The sequence below is a fragment of the Chryseobacterium sp. FG46 genome (assembly GCF_057809135.1).
The window spans coordinates 1-15002 of record NZ_JBMDJJ010000014.1; the positions used below are offsets into that span (position 1 = coordinate 1).

Annotated in this window: 15 protein-coding genes; 4 read left to right on the forward strand and 11 right to left on the reverse strand. The window is 36.2% G+C overall.

Translation table 11 applies throughout. The annotated features are described in order from the left end of the window. Positions 1–272 precede the first annotated feature (272 nt). The 3 genes from dprA to ACODR7_RS11970 all read left to right on the forward strand — a co-directional run bounded on the left by dprA (position 273) and on the right by ACODR7_RS11970 (position 3430). Entirely contained in the window at positions 273–1382 is a 1110-nt protein-coding gene (gene dprA, locus ACODR7_RS11960; protein ID WP_488839238.1) for a DNA-processing protein DprA, read from the forward strand. A 190-nt stretch (positions 1383–1572) separates the two neighbouring features. Beyond that, positions 1573–2931 (forward strand): NADP-specific glutamate dehydrogenase, encoded by a 1359-nt coding sequence (gene gdhA, locus ACODR7_RS11965; protein ID WP_488839240.1) that lies wholly within the window; start codon positions 1573–1575, stop codon positions 2929–2931. 130 nt (positions 2932–3061) lie between these two features. Beyond that, positions 3062–3430, forward strand: a complete 369-nt coding sequence (locus ACODR7_RS11970) for an iron chaperone (protein WP_488839242.1) — start codon at positions 3062–3064, stop codon at positions 3428–3430. Positions 3431–3473: 43 nt separating this feature from the next. Here ACODR7_RS11970 and ACODR7_RS11975 read toward each other — a convergent pair whose 3' ends face one another. From ACODR7_RS11975 to ACODR7_RS11990, 4 genes are all read right to left on the reverse strand, one after another. Then, entirely contained in the window at positions 3474–3776 is a 303-nt protein-coding gene (locus tag ACODR7_RS11975) for a hypothetical protein (RefSeq protein WP_488839244.1), read from the reverse strand. A 240-nt stretch (positions 3777–4016) separates the two neighbouring features. Further along, on the reverse strand, positions 4017–4505 hold the full coding sequence (locus ACODR7_RS11980) for a YkgJ family cysteine cluster protein (RefSeq protein ID WP_488839246.1): 489 nt from the start codon (positions 4503–4505) through the stop codon (positions 4017–4019). Then, positions 4506–5477: an ion channel gene (locus tag ACODR7_RS11985; RefSeq protein ID WP_488839248.1), complete on the reverse strand. Its 972-nt coding sequence runs from the start codon at positions 5475–5477 to the stop codon at positions 4506–4508. It abuts the gene before it with no gap. Positions 5478–5759: 282 nt separating this feature from the next. After that, positions 5760–6752, reverse strand: coding sequence for a hypothetical protein (locus tag ACODR7_RS11990; protein WP_488839250.1), 993 nt, complete (start codon positions 6750–6752; stop codon positions 5760–5762). Between the two features lie 211 nt (positions 6753–6963). Here ACODR7_RS11990 and ACODR7_RS11995 point away from each other — a divergent pair, with 211 nt between their 5' ends. Next, complete coding sequence (locus ACODR7_RS11995; protein ID WP_488839252.1) at positions 6964–7344, forward strand: group III truncated hemoglobin; 381 nt, start codon at positions 6964–6966, stop codon at positions 7342–7344. 65 nt (positions 7345–7409) lie between these two features. Here the strand turns inward: ACODR7_RS11995 and ACODR7_RS12000 are convergent, their stop codons facing one another. The 7 genes from ACODR7_RS12000 to ACODR7_RS12030 all read right to left on the reverse strand — a co-directional run bounded on the left by ACODR7_RS12000 (position 7410) and on the right by ACODR7_RS12030 (position 15002). Next, the gene (locus tag ACODR7_RS12000) at positions 7410–8480 is read right to left on the reverse strand and encodes a calcium:cation antiporter (protein ID WP_488839254.1); all 1071 of its coding nucleotides are present in this window, start codon (positions 8478–8480) and stop codon (positions 7410–7412) included. A 66-nt stretch (positions 8481–8546) separates the two neighbouring features. Next, positions 8547–8885, reverse strand: coding sequence for a DUF6122 family protein (locus ACODR7_RS12005; RefSeq protein ID WP_488839256.1), 339 nt, complete (start codon positions 8883–8885; stop codon positions 8547–8549). Between the two features lie 28 nt (positions 8886–8913). Beyond that, a complete protein-coding gene (locus tag ACODR7_RS12010) occupies positions 8914–10152 on the reverse strand; it encodes a hypothetical protein (protein ID WP_488839258.1) in 1239 nt (412 codons plus the stop codon). Then, positions 10153–12171, reverse strand: coding sequence for a hypothetical protein (locus tag ACODR7_RS12015; protein ID WP_488839260.1), 2019 nt, complete (start codon positions 12169–12171; stop codon positions 10153–10155). It abuts the gene before it with no gap. Between the two features lie 17 nt (positions 12172–12188). Beyond that, entirely contained in the window at positions 12189–12860 is a 672-nt protein-coding gene (locus tag ACODR7_RS12020) for a hypothetical protein (RefSeq protein ID WP_276967084.1), read from the reverse strand. 132 nt (positions 12861–12992) lie between these two features. Continuing rightward, positions 12993–13709, reverse strand: coding sequence for a DNA alkylation repair protein (locus tag ACODR7_RS12025; RefSeq protein ID WP_488839262.1), 717 nt, complete (start codon positions 13707–13709; stop codon positions 12993–12995). A 6-nt stretch (positions 13710–13715) separates the two neighbouring features. Beyond that, positions 13716–15002: a cation:proton antiporter gene (locus ACODR7_RS12030; protein WP_488839264.1), complete on the reverse strand. Its 1287-nt coding sequence runs from the start codon at positions 15000–15002 to the stop codon at positions 13716–13718.

The window sequence follows — 15002 nt, forward strand, 5'->3', positions numbered from 1 at the left end:
CACAAAGAGAAGAATCCCGCTCTTTACAAGGCTCCTCCAGACATCGACGTTAAAGGAGAGCGCTTCGGTTCTCAACGAAAATCAGGATAAAGTCATATGAACACCATAAATAAAAAAATTAATTCTCTACAATAGTCCATTGTAGAGAATTAGTTTTCATGAGAAAAAAGTACACGGATTTAGAATGTATGATTATAGAACGGAAATCTTGATATAAGTATATATCAATCGTTTAAATAAACTTATTTTATTACATTTGAAAAAAAACACACATGAATTCCGAAGAATACTTCTATGCCATCGCCCTCCGCGAGTGCAGCCAGATTGGCGATATCCATTTTCATAAACTTATCCGTACTTTCGGAAGCGCTCAGGAAGCCTGGAAAAGAGCCAGAAATGAGTATAAAAAGCTGGAAGGGATAGGACAAAGAACGGTTTCAGACATTGGAAATAAGGCTCATTTGGAATTCGCAGAAGAAGAATTAAATTTTTGCGAAAAAAATAATATCCAGATCAGGCTAAAACATCTTAAAGAAACCCCACCCCTGCTTAATGAATGTAATGATGCACCGGCTATTCTTTATCAAAAAGGAAATATGGAGGAGGCACAACCAAAAGTAAGTATTGTAGGAACCCGGAATATGACAACTTATGGGAAGCAGTTCATTGAAGACTTTTTTGAAGCAACACAATCTTCAGAATATATATCTGTAAGTGGTCTCGCCTTAGGCATCGACAAAGAAGTTCACGAACAGTCTATTCGCCACCGGAAACCTACCGTAGCGGTTCTTGCCCATGGTTTCAAGTATTTATATCCGGCAAAAAACAGAAAACTTTCTGAAAAAATTTTACAGGAAGGAGGCGCATTAATAACAGAGTTCAGCTCTGCAAGAAAACCAGACCGGGAAAACTTCATCCAAAGAAACAGAATTGTGGCAGGGATATCTCCGGCAACTATTGTAGTGGAAACCGGTTTTGGAGGAGGCTCTGTAAGCACAGCTGCCTTCGCTAATGATTATAACCGTGATGTTTTTGCGCTGCCTGGAAAAATTACGGACAGCTGCAGCCAGGGATGTAATCAGTTGATTTTCCATAATAAAGCAACAGCCATTTCTACCTTAAAAGATCTTATCGGACTTCTCGGATTAAATGATCCCAAAGAAAAAATGGAAGAGTTATTTCCTTATTGCGAGACTACCTTACAATTGTCTGGCAATCAATTATTAATACATCAATCTATTAAAGACCAGCCTCAGATTTCATTAGATGATCTGGCCCAGAGAATTGATCTTCCCACTCACAAAATTTTACCAATAATTTTGGAATTGGAACTTTTAGGGAAAGTAAAATCATTTTCCGGGAGGCAATTCATCGCCATTTAAGATTTAACGATTTCTTAATACTGCATTATTTCACACATAACATTTCATTTTTAGCAAAATTTGAACGTAAATTATTAATTTAATAATATTACGAAACATTATTATTTAATTTTTAACAATGTTAAAATATAGTGTTGTGAATCTTGAAAAAAAAATTAAATTTGTTGACAATAATATTCAACCTTAATATATGGAACAATATAATATTGACCAGAAAATCCAAGAGTTTATTGCAAAAATTGAAGCAAAAAATCCTAACGAACCGGAATTTTTACAGGCTGTAAAAGAAGTTGCCGTAACCGTAATTCCATTCATTGCTACTAAAAAAGAATATACCGGAATGAAGCTGCTTGAAAGAATGGCTGAAGCTGAAAGAATTATTATTTTCAGAGTTCCATGGGTTGATGACAAAGGAGAAATTCAGGTTAACAGAGGTTTCAGAATTCAAATGAACTCTGCTATTGGACCATACAAAGGAGGAATCCGTTTCCACCCTACTGTAAACTTATCCGTTCTTAAATTCTTAGCTTTTGAACAAGTATTCAAAAACTCTTTGACAACTCTTCCAATGGGAGGAGGTAAAGGAGGTTCAGATTTTGATCCACAAGGAAAATCTGATATGGAAGTAATGCGTTTCTGCCAGGCTTTCATGACGGAATTGTGCAAGCACATCGGTCCTGAAACAGATGTACCTGCAGGTGACATTGGTGTTGGAGCAAGAGAAATCGGATATTTATTCGGACAGTATAAAAAAATCAGAAACGAGTTTACCGGAGTTCTTACAGGAAAGGGTCTTGCTTACGGGGGTTCATTAATCCGTCCTGAAGCTACAGGATACGGTGTAGTATACTTCGCTGAGCAGATGCTTAAAACAATCGGACAGAATTTCCAGGATAAAATCGTAACAGTATCAGGTTTCGGAAACGTAGCTTGGGGAGTTATCAAAAAAGCAACTGAACTTGGCGCTAAAGTAGTAACAATCTCTGGACCAGATGGATATATCTATGACAAAGATGGTATCAGCGGAGAAAAGATCGATTATTTATTAGAGCTTAGAGCTTCAGGAAACAACAGAGCTGAAGACTATGCTAAAAAATATCCTTCTGCTGAATTCCATGCTGGAAAACGTCCTTGGGATGTGAAGTGTGATGTTGCCTTCCCTTCTGCAACTCAAAACGAATTAGATTTAGATGATGCAAGAAAATTAGTTGAAAACGGATGTGTTTGTGTGACTGAAGCTGCGAACATGCCTTCTACACTAGACGCGATCAACTATTTCTTAGATAATAAAGTATTATTCTCTCCTGGTAAAGCTTCCAACGCTGGAGGTGTTGCAACATCAGGATTAGAAATGACTCAGAACTCTATCCGTCTTAACTGGACTTCTGAAGAAGTTGATGCAAGATTAAAGGAAATCATGATCGGTATCCACAAAGCTTGTAGAGACTACGGAAAAGACGAAGACGGTTATGTAAACTACGTAAAAGGTGCAAATATTGCCGGCTTCGTAAAAGTAGCAGAAGCAATGTTGGCTCAAGGAGTTGTGTAACGAAAAAAACAAAGGTTGGGAAAAACTCCCGACCTTTTTTGATATAGCCTGTTCCCGGGATAATGGGAAAAAAGTAAAAAGTGAAAGGAGAAAGCGCTGCTATATGCAGCGCTTTTTTTATTTTTATATCATGCAAAGCACCTTTACAAATATTGATGAATACATTTTCCTATTTTCGGTAGAAATACAGGAAAAGCTTCAAGAACTTAGGAAAGTAATTCATTTACAGGTTCCGGATCTTGAAGAATATATTGGATATCAGATGCCTGCCTTCCGGTACAAAGGAAAACCATTGGTTTATTTTGCGGGTTACAAAAAGCATATCGGATTCTATCCCGGAGCTGAAGGTATCCGGAATTTTGAGACAGATTTTAAGGAAAGAAAATATAAGTTTTCTAAAGGCGCTGTCCAATTTCCAATTCATGAAGATCTTCCACTGGATCTGATTACTAAGATCCTCCTGTTCAAAGTGGAAGAAATTGAACAAAAAAAATCCTGAAATACAAGATTTCAGGATTCCGGCTGGTGTTTGCTTAGTGCTTTTACTTTTTCTTCTTTTTGCCTTTCTTCTCTTCTTTAGGAGCATCTGCAGGTTTAGTGGCATCAGTAGGCGTTGTACTTACTGATGGATCGGTTGCCGGTGCAGTTTCCATTGTAGTGGCAGGTGATTTTTCCTGTTGATTCTTCGGATCCGAAGGACTTGTAGTCTGTGTATTCGGTTGTTGAGTTTGAGTTGTCGCAGGGTTATTAGTAGAAGTATCGGCCGGCTTTTGTGGTGTTGATTGTGCTGATACTGCGATTACTCCGACTAATGTAAACGCTGCCGTTAAAAATAACTTTTTCATAATATAATATTTAAATGATTGTTTAACTAAAACGAAGCTTCATTTGTAAAATTATATGTAAAAAGCTTATTTAACGTACTTTATAATTATTTAAGAGGAATTTGCAAAAATGAGTTCGGATTGATTTGGTTGGAAGATCGATGCTGGAAGCTGGAAGTTTATTCCGGTTGAAAGACTTTAATTAAACCGTTTTACTATCAAAACTTCCTTCTCCCCTCTTCCTGCTTCCATCCTTGAAATCTACTTCCCTATATTCTTCATCATTTTTTCTACGAATTCAAATGCTGCAGGGCAGATAACAGTATTTTTCAGCATCAAATTATTGATCTGGTAAATCTTCTTACGGTCTGTATGGGGATATTCACGACAAGCTTTTGGCCTTACATCATAGATAGAGCATGTATTATCACTATTCAGAAAAAAACAGGGAAGATTCTGTAATACCTTGTCATTATCTTCATCCACTCTTAAAAACTTTGCTTCAAAGTCTGCAGATTTCATTCGCAGATGCTTGGAAATCCGCTCAATATCTTTTTCAGTATAGAGAGGACCGGTTGTTTTGCAGCAATTAGCACATTGCAGACAGTCTATTTCTTCAAAAACTTCGTCGTGGGTTTCCTGTACTGCATAGTCAAGGTTTTTGGGTGGTTTCTTTTTTAATCCGTCCAGAAATTTCTTATGCTCTTTCTGCTTTTGTATCGCTTGTTTTTTATAAAAATCTAAATCCATTTATTCTTTGTTTATCACTGAATCCGGGAGTTCTTCTTTCTTATATTCATTGATTTTATCCAGATCCAGTACCGTTGAAAGATTTTCTTTGTTTGGATAATACATGGGAACAAATTTAGCTCCATATACAATTTCTCCTGTAGTATACGAAGACCTTTGAACCACCGTATTTGAAAACACTTCGTCAAAAGCGCGTACCTGCACAATAAGTTCCATATCCGTATTTTTAAAATCTTCTTCAGAAAACCCGTAAAACGGAGAGTTTTCATCAATTTTATGCACTACAGTCCAGTTGAGAGCCAGTGTATTGATTTTGCTCATCTGGGTCGTAAGCCTGTAAAAATTACTTTTGGCCACTCCGTTTTCCATCACCTCAATGGCTACAGATACAATAACGTCTGCATCCGTCAACGCATTATTCTTATAGGGAGCAAGCCTGAACATTAATGCTGAAGATTCCTGAAAAGGAGCAATAACGGCTATATCAGAAAACCTAAGATATGCCCGGGGTCTTGAAAATCTTCCGTAAAAAAGCCCTGTTGCAATGGCAAAGGTAAGCAATCCCAGAAAAGCTTCAAAAGTAGCCACAAGACTTGCCAGAAAACCTACAGGAGCGATTCTCCCATATCCAACTGTAGTAAATGTCTGAGAGCTGAAGAAAAAAACATCAATAAATTCATTAAGCGGATCACTCTTATCAATCCCGGTAAGATGCTCTACACCAATAAGATAATAGATCATAGCAAACAAAAGATTAATGATGATATAAGCAATAACCAGATAAGAAATAAAACGGAATGAAGAGAGATTCAGCATGGTGTGATACCAGCTTAGCCTGTTAAAAACGTTCACTCCTCTTCTCTGAACATTCGGGAGACCATCTTTATTGATAAACCTTCCTGAGGCATTGGTTCCGAAACCACTGTTCTCCGCATTTTTCTGACGGATCTTTTTTCTGAGTCCTCCTGTCATTTTTTAATCATTTTGACTTTATTATATTATGATTTTCCTCTACCAGTAAGCCATCTGATGATCAGCTCTTTTTTCAACTTACAGATATTTAAAAAGCAAAGTTAAGAATAGAATCCATTAAGATGTCAATGCTTTTTAGGAATCATCTTTTAACATTCATCATTCAGATGACAGATTGCTTTATCAAAGGGCTTTATTGAACTTTCATTCAAAAGAACTAAAACAAAAAAACAGCAGAAATTTTGAATATCTGCTGTTTATACAATCTTTATTAAAATAGTTTTATATAGGTTGTGCTGGTGATTCCATTACAGTAACACTTACATTGCTGACAGATTTTACAATCCCTGATTCTCCATGTATATTGGCAAGAAAATAAGGGAAGCTTTCGATAGGAAAAGCCCAATAATAATGTCCATTTACAGGAGAAGGAAAGTTGGCTTGCAATCTTCCGGTTAATTTCATAGGTACAAAGTATTCAACAGATGATCCTTTCAGTTTCGTAAGGATAGAAATTGATTTTTTAGAGTGAGCCGGTACGATGGTCTTGTAGCTGCTGGTCTCCGTAATTTCTTCAGAATTTTCTGTTCCTTCCGTTGTATCTCCTCCCACCACAACTTTTGTGCTTGCCGAAGCTTTTGCCACTAACGGAATATCTACGGATACTGATGCTGCCACCTCAAATGAGCCTGAGACAGTACGTTTCCAGGAGGTAGAGTATCCTTTTTTATAAGAATAGGTTACCGTAATTTCACTTTCTCTGTCGCCATTATTAATCGCCTCCGTGGTATAGGCATTATCCGGTAAATCCACCCCATCTGTTTTTATGGATACCTCAGGAGTTCCCAGAACAATGGAAACATTAGGATTAGGAGCTGTATTCCGTGTATCTCCATCTACAGAAAAGTCAGGATTAAAAATAATTCCATCCGGAACCTGACCAGAGTAAGCAAAAACATTTTTCAACCTCGTTCTTTCTCCGGAATAACTAATATCATATCCCATATCTTTCAGATGATTGGGCTTGAATGGGATTTCACGCTCTTCATTAGATGAACGATAGCGGGCACTCAGTCCATTATTACCTGCCAATTTAAACTCATCTACAATTTTCCAGCCTTGCTGAAGCATTTTCGCCTCTGTAAGCTGCGAATTCTTTACTTCAGAATAATTCACTTTTTCTGAATCATCATTAATAGTACTCACTTCATCCCTTGAACATGACACCGAAAACATCAGTAAGAGAATACAAATAGAATTGATTTTTTTAGTCATTTTAATAATTTTTTAGTGTTTAATAATTAAATTTACAAAAAATGGATTCTTTTAAGGTGTTTTTTTGCGAATTAATCAAATTTTAATCTTTCCCAATTTTTTCATTTTATACTTCTATATTTTTACAGCACGGGTTGTAAAATACTGTCTATATGAAATTTATCAATTTCGGGACTGGAATTTTTAATGTGAATTATATTAAATTTGAACTATGAAAAAGCTTGAATCAAGAGAAGATATTGAATACCTTGTCAATTCATTTTACAACAAAGTTGTTAAAGATGAAACCATTGGATTCTTTTTTAATGATATTGCTAAGGTAGACTGGGATCAGCATCTTCCTAAAATGTATTCTTTCTGGGAGTCTATTCTTTTCGGGCAGATGACCTATAAAGGAAATCCAATGGGTGTACACTTCCCGATTAACGAGATACAGGCGATGGAACAAAAGCATTTTGACAGATGGCTGCTGCTTTGGCGCACTACTATTGAGGAAAACTTTGTAGGAGAAAATGCAGACATGGCAATCTACAAATCCGAAAATATAGCCAAACTTATGGCTTTCAAAATGGAAATGGCCAGAAGGCTGTAAGGGCTTTGAGTTCCCGTTTTGAGGTTTTCGGGAATTGATTTTAGATGGAATTCTTTTTTGCTTTTTTAAGGAACTATTACTGTAAAGATATAAGCTGCCAGATTTACCAACAGAACAGTGCCATAAAGAACATTTGTCTTACCGCGACTTAAAGATAACATTACAATAAATACGGATAAAGAAAGCAGAATAATGTCTTTTTTGTCCAAACCTAATACAAGTGGAATATCATACATAATGCATACCGCTGAAACTGCAGGAATAGTAAGACCAATACTTGCCAATGCAGAGCCTAATGCCAGATTTAAGCTGGACTGGATTTGATTGGCTCTTGCTGCACGGATCGCAGCAACCCCTTCAGGAAGAAGAACTACGGCAGCAATAATTACCCCAACCAGGGATTTTGGAGCTCCAAGACTCTGCACCATACCTTCTATTGTATCTGATAATCCTTTCGCCATCAGTACGACAATAACAAGACAAATCACCAGAAAAATAAAGCTGATAAGCGTTTTTGGTAAAGAAGGTATATAATGTTCTTCAGGATGCTCATCAGGAACAATAAAGTAGCTTCTGTGACGAACCGTCTGTACCATCAGGAAAACCCCGTAGATGACAAGACATGCTATGGATATAAAAATAAGCTGTGCCTCGTTATAGAATGGTCCGTTGACACTTGATGTAAAATTGGGAAGAACAAGGGTAAGTATCAGAATGGAAACAATACTCACCAGATAAGTAGTTGCTGAGGTTCTTGCGAAGAACTGCTCATGATATTTAACGCCGCCTGCCAAAATACATATTCCGAGAATTCCATTAAGAATAAGCATTACAGCAGCAAAAACCGTATCTCTGGCCAGCGTGATCGCCTGATCTCCGCCGGCAACCATCAGCGAGATGATAAGTGCCACTTCAATAATGGTAATGCAAAGAGCCAGAATGATGGTCCCAAAAGGCTCTCCTACTTTATGAGCTACAACTTCAGCATGATGTACTGCTGATAAAACACTTCCGATCAATAAAATACCGGCAAGAATATCATTAAAGACACCACTTCCCATAAAACCGGAAAAATAGTACCCTACTGCCAGAATAGGAAAAATATAGGTATAATGTAAAAGTTCTCTTAGTCTCATATCGTGACTACAAAATACAAAAAATCTATAATAATTTCAATATTAAAAGAAAATATTAATAATATTTTAATGAGGCCAGAAGTTAAAATCCTGATAATCTGTGAACATATGGAACAGAAGCCCGATTCCTATAATCCTGATATTTCCTTTAAAGAACAACAGCAAAAAATACACCGCAATGGCATAATAGGAATGTAAAAAATGAAAGCCTATGCTTCCTCTTGACGGATCAAAAACAGGATTGGCAAAAAGATGATCCAGATCTACCATCATGGTAGCGAGAAGAATGAAATATGCGTTTTTCCAATTTTTACGATAAAAAATCAATGCAATAAAAACCGGAAAAACGAGATGTAAAAAATAATGTGTAAAGGTTTTGAGCAATGCGATGTCTGATGGAGCCATTCATGAAAATTTTATTCGGGGACTTTGTTTACCACCGTAAAATTAAGGGTAATTCTCCTTTTTTCGCTTTTATTTTTATCCAATAATTCTGAGCCTTGTTCCCATAGAACACGTAATCGATGTCAGAAATGATCCTTTTCTCAGTATTACTCAGTGTTTTCAAAGAAGAATACAACAACACATTATTTCTGATTACAATATAGTTTTCATTTAATCGGGGCGGCATTGCTATCGGATTTCGGGTTGATTTTATCGTAATACCGTTATTATGCTGAATGATTTTATTAGGTTGAAAAGGAATTGCCGTGAATTGATTTTCGTTATTGATCCACTTCTCAGACTGAAAATACTGCCAGGTTTTTTCAGGATTACGACTCTGAATATCGATCATATAGCTGGGCTGGATAATCTTTTGAACCGCCTTTTTTTCAACTTCATTAAAATTATCATCATATTCATAAGTGACAATGGTATCATTGATCTGTTCGAGATCTGCCACAGCTTTTAAAGAATTTATCTGCGAAGAATCTGCTATCCGTTTATTGAAAAAATGAGAAAAATTTCTGATGTTTTCTTTGTCTAATTCCAGTTCCAGAAATTGGTTTCCTTTCTGAAGTTTTGAAGTAATGCCATTAAAAATTTCCGGGTTTGAGTGATTTTTGATTTCAATTTCATCCTCATTTAACTCGATGGAAAAGTTCCGGATCTTCTGTCCTGAAATGAATGAAATGCTTCCCAGTGTATTTTGAATAAATTCATCTGCATCCCAAACATGATGTACAGAACTCTGTAGAAGTTTTTTCTGAATAGTTTCAAAAGCATGATCTGAAGTTCCCGCAATGCAATAATTTCCGTCTATCATAAAGAAAAACTGATCCTTCTGAAAGCGGTTATTTCCCTTATCCGCAGCCTTTTGATCCTTTAAAAAATCAATGAACTTCTGTTGATCTTTAAGTTCCAAAACTGTGTACCATTCGGACAGCCTGGTGTTTTTAATATGGAAGACCTGCAGGAAATCCGGTATTCTGATCCCTGAATATTTTATTGATCCTGAGCTTTTACTCTTTCTTTTACTTCCGGACCATTTTGAAGGATGAGTTACTAAGCTGAAGAGGTACTGTCCCGTTAATTTCTTCGTGTCAATTAAGACCACTGCATCTGCATTATCAGGAATATATTGGAGGCTTTTATTTTTATGAAAGACTAAAAAATATACTGCAACAGCCAGCAATAAAAATAACGGGACAATAATCTTCTTTTTTTTCATCTATAAAATTTGAGGATTCTTGTCTGTTTCCTTTGTTTTAAAAACCTGATCGAATATATCAAAGAAATACATTAAGCTGTTTTCCGAAGAATCTTTGATGTTATAATTCATCTCAGTCTGGATACTTTCTCCTTTTACTTCTGTTTTATAATACAATTCTCCAACATTTTTTTTGATCGCCTCCAATGTTTTTCTCTCTTTCGGACTTTTGAATTCTTTATCTAATCCTGTTAAAAGTTTCCGGATATCCAGTCTTCCCGACAAAGGATATTTCGCTGAATCTTTTGCCCATTTTCTGGAAATATCAGATTGGTCTACCGGCAGAATATTATCTGCTGAACTCATAAGATACACTACTCCATCTTTCACGCTAAAGAATAGCTGATCCACATAGCCTCCGTTTTTTTCTTCCTTAAATGTGTACAAATCTCCTTTTTTAGAGAATCTTTTAGAAAGCTTTTTATTAGTCGTCAGCATATCAAAAATACGGTTCCAGTAGCCTTCGTTCTCTGTTGCAAAAGCGAAAGTGAAGTTGGGAACAGCAATCTCTTTGGTTTTCTTTACTTCTTTTTCATTGAAATCTGCATCGTATTCATAATCGGTGTATTCTACTGTTTTAGATTTCAATTCGTTTAAAACAAAGATTCCGTTTCCGGGTGCAATTTTGGTAATTGCTTCTTCATCCAGTACAATTTTCATGGTTTCCATGATCAGCTCCATTTCTTTTTTGTACTCATTTTCTCCGGAATTCTGAAGAAGGCTGTACATCATGTCAAAACATTTTGCCCCGTTAACATTCATGGCATAGTAACCGACACTTTTTTCATTGATCAGTTGCAGCAGCTTTTTGTTTTTCTTTCCTTTATAAATGGCAGAGATATTCTTTTGAATGTCATTATTTCTGTGCTGATAATTATTCACCAGTCTTACTTTGTCTTTATCAAAATACAGATTGTATGTATAGTTGGAGTTGTACATGTTTTTGAAAAACTGTCCGTAGCCGTAATACTTCGTCATTTTTCCGTAGATACCTTCATTTACAATTCTTCCATAATCTGTGTACACAAAAACATCGGAATTGGCATCTCTGAATGTAAGCATCTCTTTTGGAACTTCAATTTCTAAATTTGAACTGAAATATCGGTCAAAACGATCTTCAGCGTTCTTTTTAACAACCTTAAAGTTTTCTCTTCGGATAGAGTCCTGTTCTTTCTGATAGGCTTTATCTTCTTCCTCATCATATTCTGCATCAGGCATTTCCTCTCCATTTTCAGAATTCTCAGCACTTTCTTTCTCTGCAGGATATTTATGGTGTTTCTCCAGGTATTTGATATCTTTCTGGATTCTTGCGATCTCGTTATTATTATCTTTAATACTTTCTTTCAGATACTTGATATCTTCCTTCAGGCTTTTGATTTCTTCTTTGTAATCAAACGGCTTTTCCGGCTCTTCGGTATACACTGTATCTCCCGGCTCTGCGTAAGCGGAGTCCACCACTGCAACTGCTGTACTGTCTGCAACTGCTTCCTCTGCCCAAAGATTCTTATACGGTTTTGTATAGCTGATCATGCTGAGAACAGCACGTCTTCCGTTCCACGCTACAAAAATATCATCATTGATATCTACATAAGAATAGTTCTTTCTGCTGGAAACTTCCTGTCCTTTTTTCTTTACAGAATTAATAAACTCCTGGAACTTTTCTCTATTATCAATGATAAAATGGGTATTATAAGCTTTAATCGAGTCATTAAAACTTGCATAGTGATATTGAACAGCATCATATTTGATTCCTGTTTTGGAATAATCTGTCCATGAAAGGTTTTCTTTGCTCTTTTTGCTGAGCTCATGCAGCAAAGGGTTCAGTTTATTCCAGTTGATTTTATTATTAAGCTGTTTTCCGTTAACTTCCATATAAAATACGGCATCGGAAGGAATTTTCATGCTGTTTTGAGCTAAACCCCATGTAAAGCCAAAGAGAACAAAAATAATGGTTTGCGTTTTTAATAAGATAGATTTCATGACTATAGTTTAGAAATTTATTGAAAAAGAATAGTGTTTTGAATTTGTTTTTTTTGAAGGATCAGATCCAGAATATCAGCCTCCAGCTTGAGTGCTTTTTTATTGGGAGAAAGCACATACGTATTATTCGTTTGTGATTTCACCGTGCTTTCAAACTGCATAATGGAAGTATATTTTGCATCGTTAAAAACCTCCTTATCAGCCTTACTCATCTTGTCATAATCTGTTTTGAAGGTATTTACTTTATTCCTTGTTAATATCTTTTTTTCAAGATTTTGGCTGTATACTTGTGTTGGAACCACTTTGCCCAATATTTTCTGAGCCTTTAGTTTTTCCAGACCGGCATTGATATTTTCTATTTTCTTGAAATTGCAGCTCAGTTTGATGATGTAATTATCAAAATCCATGGAAGTTTTCACATTACTGATTCCCGGAGTTGCTTTAAAAATTCTGGCAGCTTCATTGATTTTATTTTCAATTTCTGACTTTTTAGGAACTTTTTTTCCGTTGATGGTTTCCATCTTGGAAATTGAAGCCAGCCGTGTTTTGCTTTTACTGGCATTAAGAATAATAGTATATTCTCCTGTACCATCTGCTTTTACGTTCACCTTATCCAGAATATCGAAACAACTTGTTAAAAATAACAGGGGAAGCAGAAGAAGAAGAAATAGTTTTAATATTTTTTTCATGATTAGGTTTAAAACCACAAAATTACTTAATTCTGACCTTAAATCCTTATTATCTTTGATTTTTTGGCCATAAATAGCTGTTTCCCGGTACTTTTTCAGGGGAAAATACGGTACTTTCCCGTATATTATTTTTTAAATACGTCCTTTAAGATAGTCCTGGCGAAGATCTTCATCCAGTTTTTCAATAGCATACCGAAGGCAGGTTCTGGGCATTTCTTTATAATACTGATTCAGATAGAGGATCAGCTCTCCTTCATTTTTATTTCCCATTTCCCTTAGCAGCCATCCATTTGCTTTGTGCATCAGATCATGTGGATGTTTCAGATTTCTGGTGACGAATTCTTTTGTCAGATCAAATGCCCCTTTTTTTATATAATGCATTGTTCCGACAACAGCAATCCTTTTATGCCACATCTCATCAGATTCCGAAAGTTCTCTAAGAAGGTTTTCTTTCTGATTTTCAAAAGCATATCTGCCTAAAATTTTATAACAGGTTGAATCTACCAGATCCCAGTTATTAACATAAGGAAGATGATCCAGATAAAAAGCGACCATTTCTTCTTTTACTGCTTTATCTTTTGTTTTTTCGAACTTTGAAATCAGCATAAAAAGAGCCGTCAGTCTGTGCTCATGATATTTTGAAGAAAGTAAGGTGCTGAGTTCTTTTAAATTTATTTTCGAGTAATATTCTTTGGCTACAGAGCGTTGATCCGGAACTTTTACCCCCAGAAAAAAATCACCCTCACCATATTCTCCTTTTCCCGTTTTGAAAAATCTTGGAAAAAATTCTGCCTTTTCAGGAATGGATAAAACAGCAAGTGCTTCCTGTATTTCTTTAACAATACTCATAATAAATTAAGCTTTCTCTTCTAAAGCAATATTTTCCTGCTCGCCCTCCTCTTCTGCAATCTGTTTAGGGTTCGCCACTTTTGCAATAGTAAGCCCTTGAACAATGATAGAAAATACTACTACACAATAAGTTATACTTAAAATAATCTCACTGTATTCACTTTTAGGAACAGACATCGCCAATGCGATGGAAACTCCTCCGCGGATTCCGCCCCAAACGAGAACTTTTACCGTCTGTGGACTGAAACTTCTTCTCAGGGAAGTAAATTTTGTAGGTCCCCAAATAGAAATAAATCTTGCAAACAGAACTACCACAATGGCAAGTAAACCCGGAATCATGAAATGTCTGAGATCTTTAATCATCAAAAGTTCAAATCCGATGAACAGAAATAGTACAGCATTCAGAATTTCATCAATCAGCTCCCAGAATTTAATCAGATAGTCCTGCGTCACTGATTTCATTTTGAAACTTCTGTTGAAGTTCCCCATAAACAATCCTGCGGCCACCATTGTCAATGGTCCTGAAATATGCATTTGACGGGCAATAAGATATCCTCCCATTACAACAGAAAGTGTCACCAACACAGAGATAATATAATCATCCACTTCACGCATCAATCTTGAAGTAACCCATCCTAACAGAACCCCGAGTAAAAGACCTCCTCCGGCTTCTTTAAGCAGAAGCAATCCGATGGTTTCAACACTCAGATCAACTTCTTTTCCCACCGCCAGCTGTAAGATCACCGTAAATACTACAACCGCCATACCGTCATTAAAAAGAGACTCTCCGGCTACTTTTGTTTCCAGTGATTTGGATACATTGGCTTGTTTCAGTACACTCAGAACCGCTACCGGATCGGTAGGAGAAATCAAAGCACCAAAAACAAGACAGTAGATAAAAGGAAGCTTTATTCCCACATAAGGAAGCAGATAAAACATTCCGAATCCTACAACAAAGGTAGAAATCACAACACCTACCGTGGAAAATATCACTACAGGTCTGAACTGTTCTTTCAGATCATTAATATTAATATGAATTCCTCCTGCAAAGAGCAGAAAATTAAGCATGGCTCCCATCAGAACTTCTGTAAAATCTATGCCGTTCATGAGTTTATGAAGATGTCCGAAAGTTCTGGGAAGAACCGTTTCTCCGAACAGGACCAGAAAAATAGAAACCACAATGGCAATGACCATAATTCCGATGGTACTCGGAAGTTTTAAAAATCTATAGTTAAGATAGGCAAATATTGATGCTAATACGATTAATGCTGAAAATGAATAATATAATTCCAC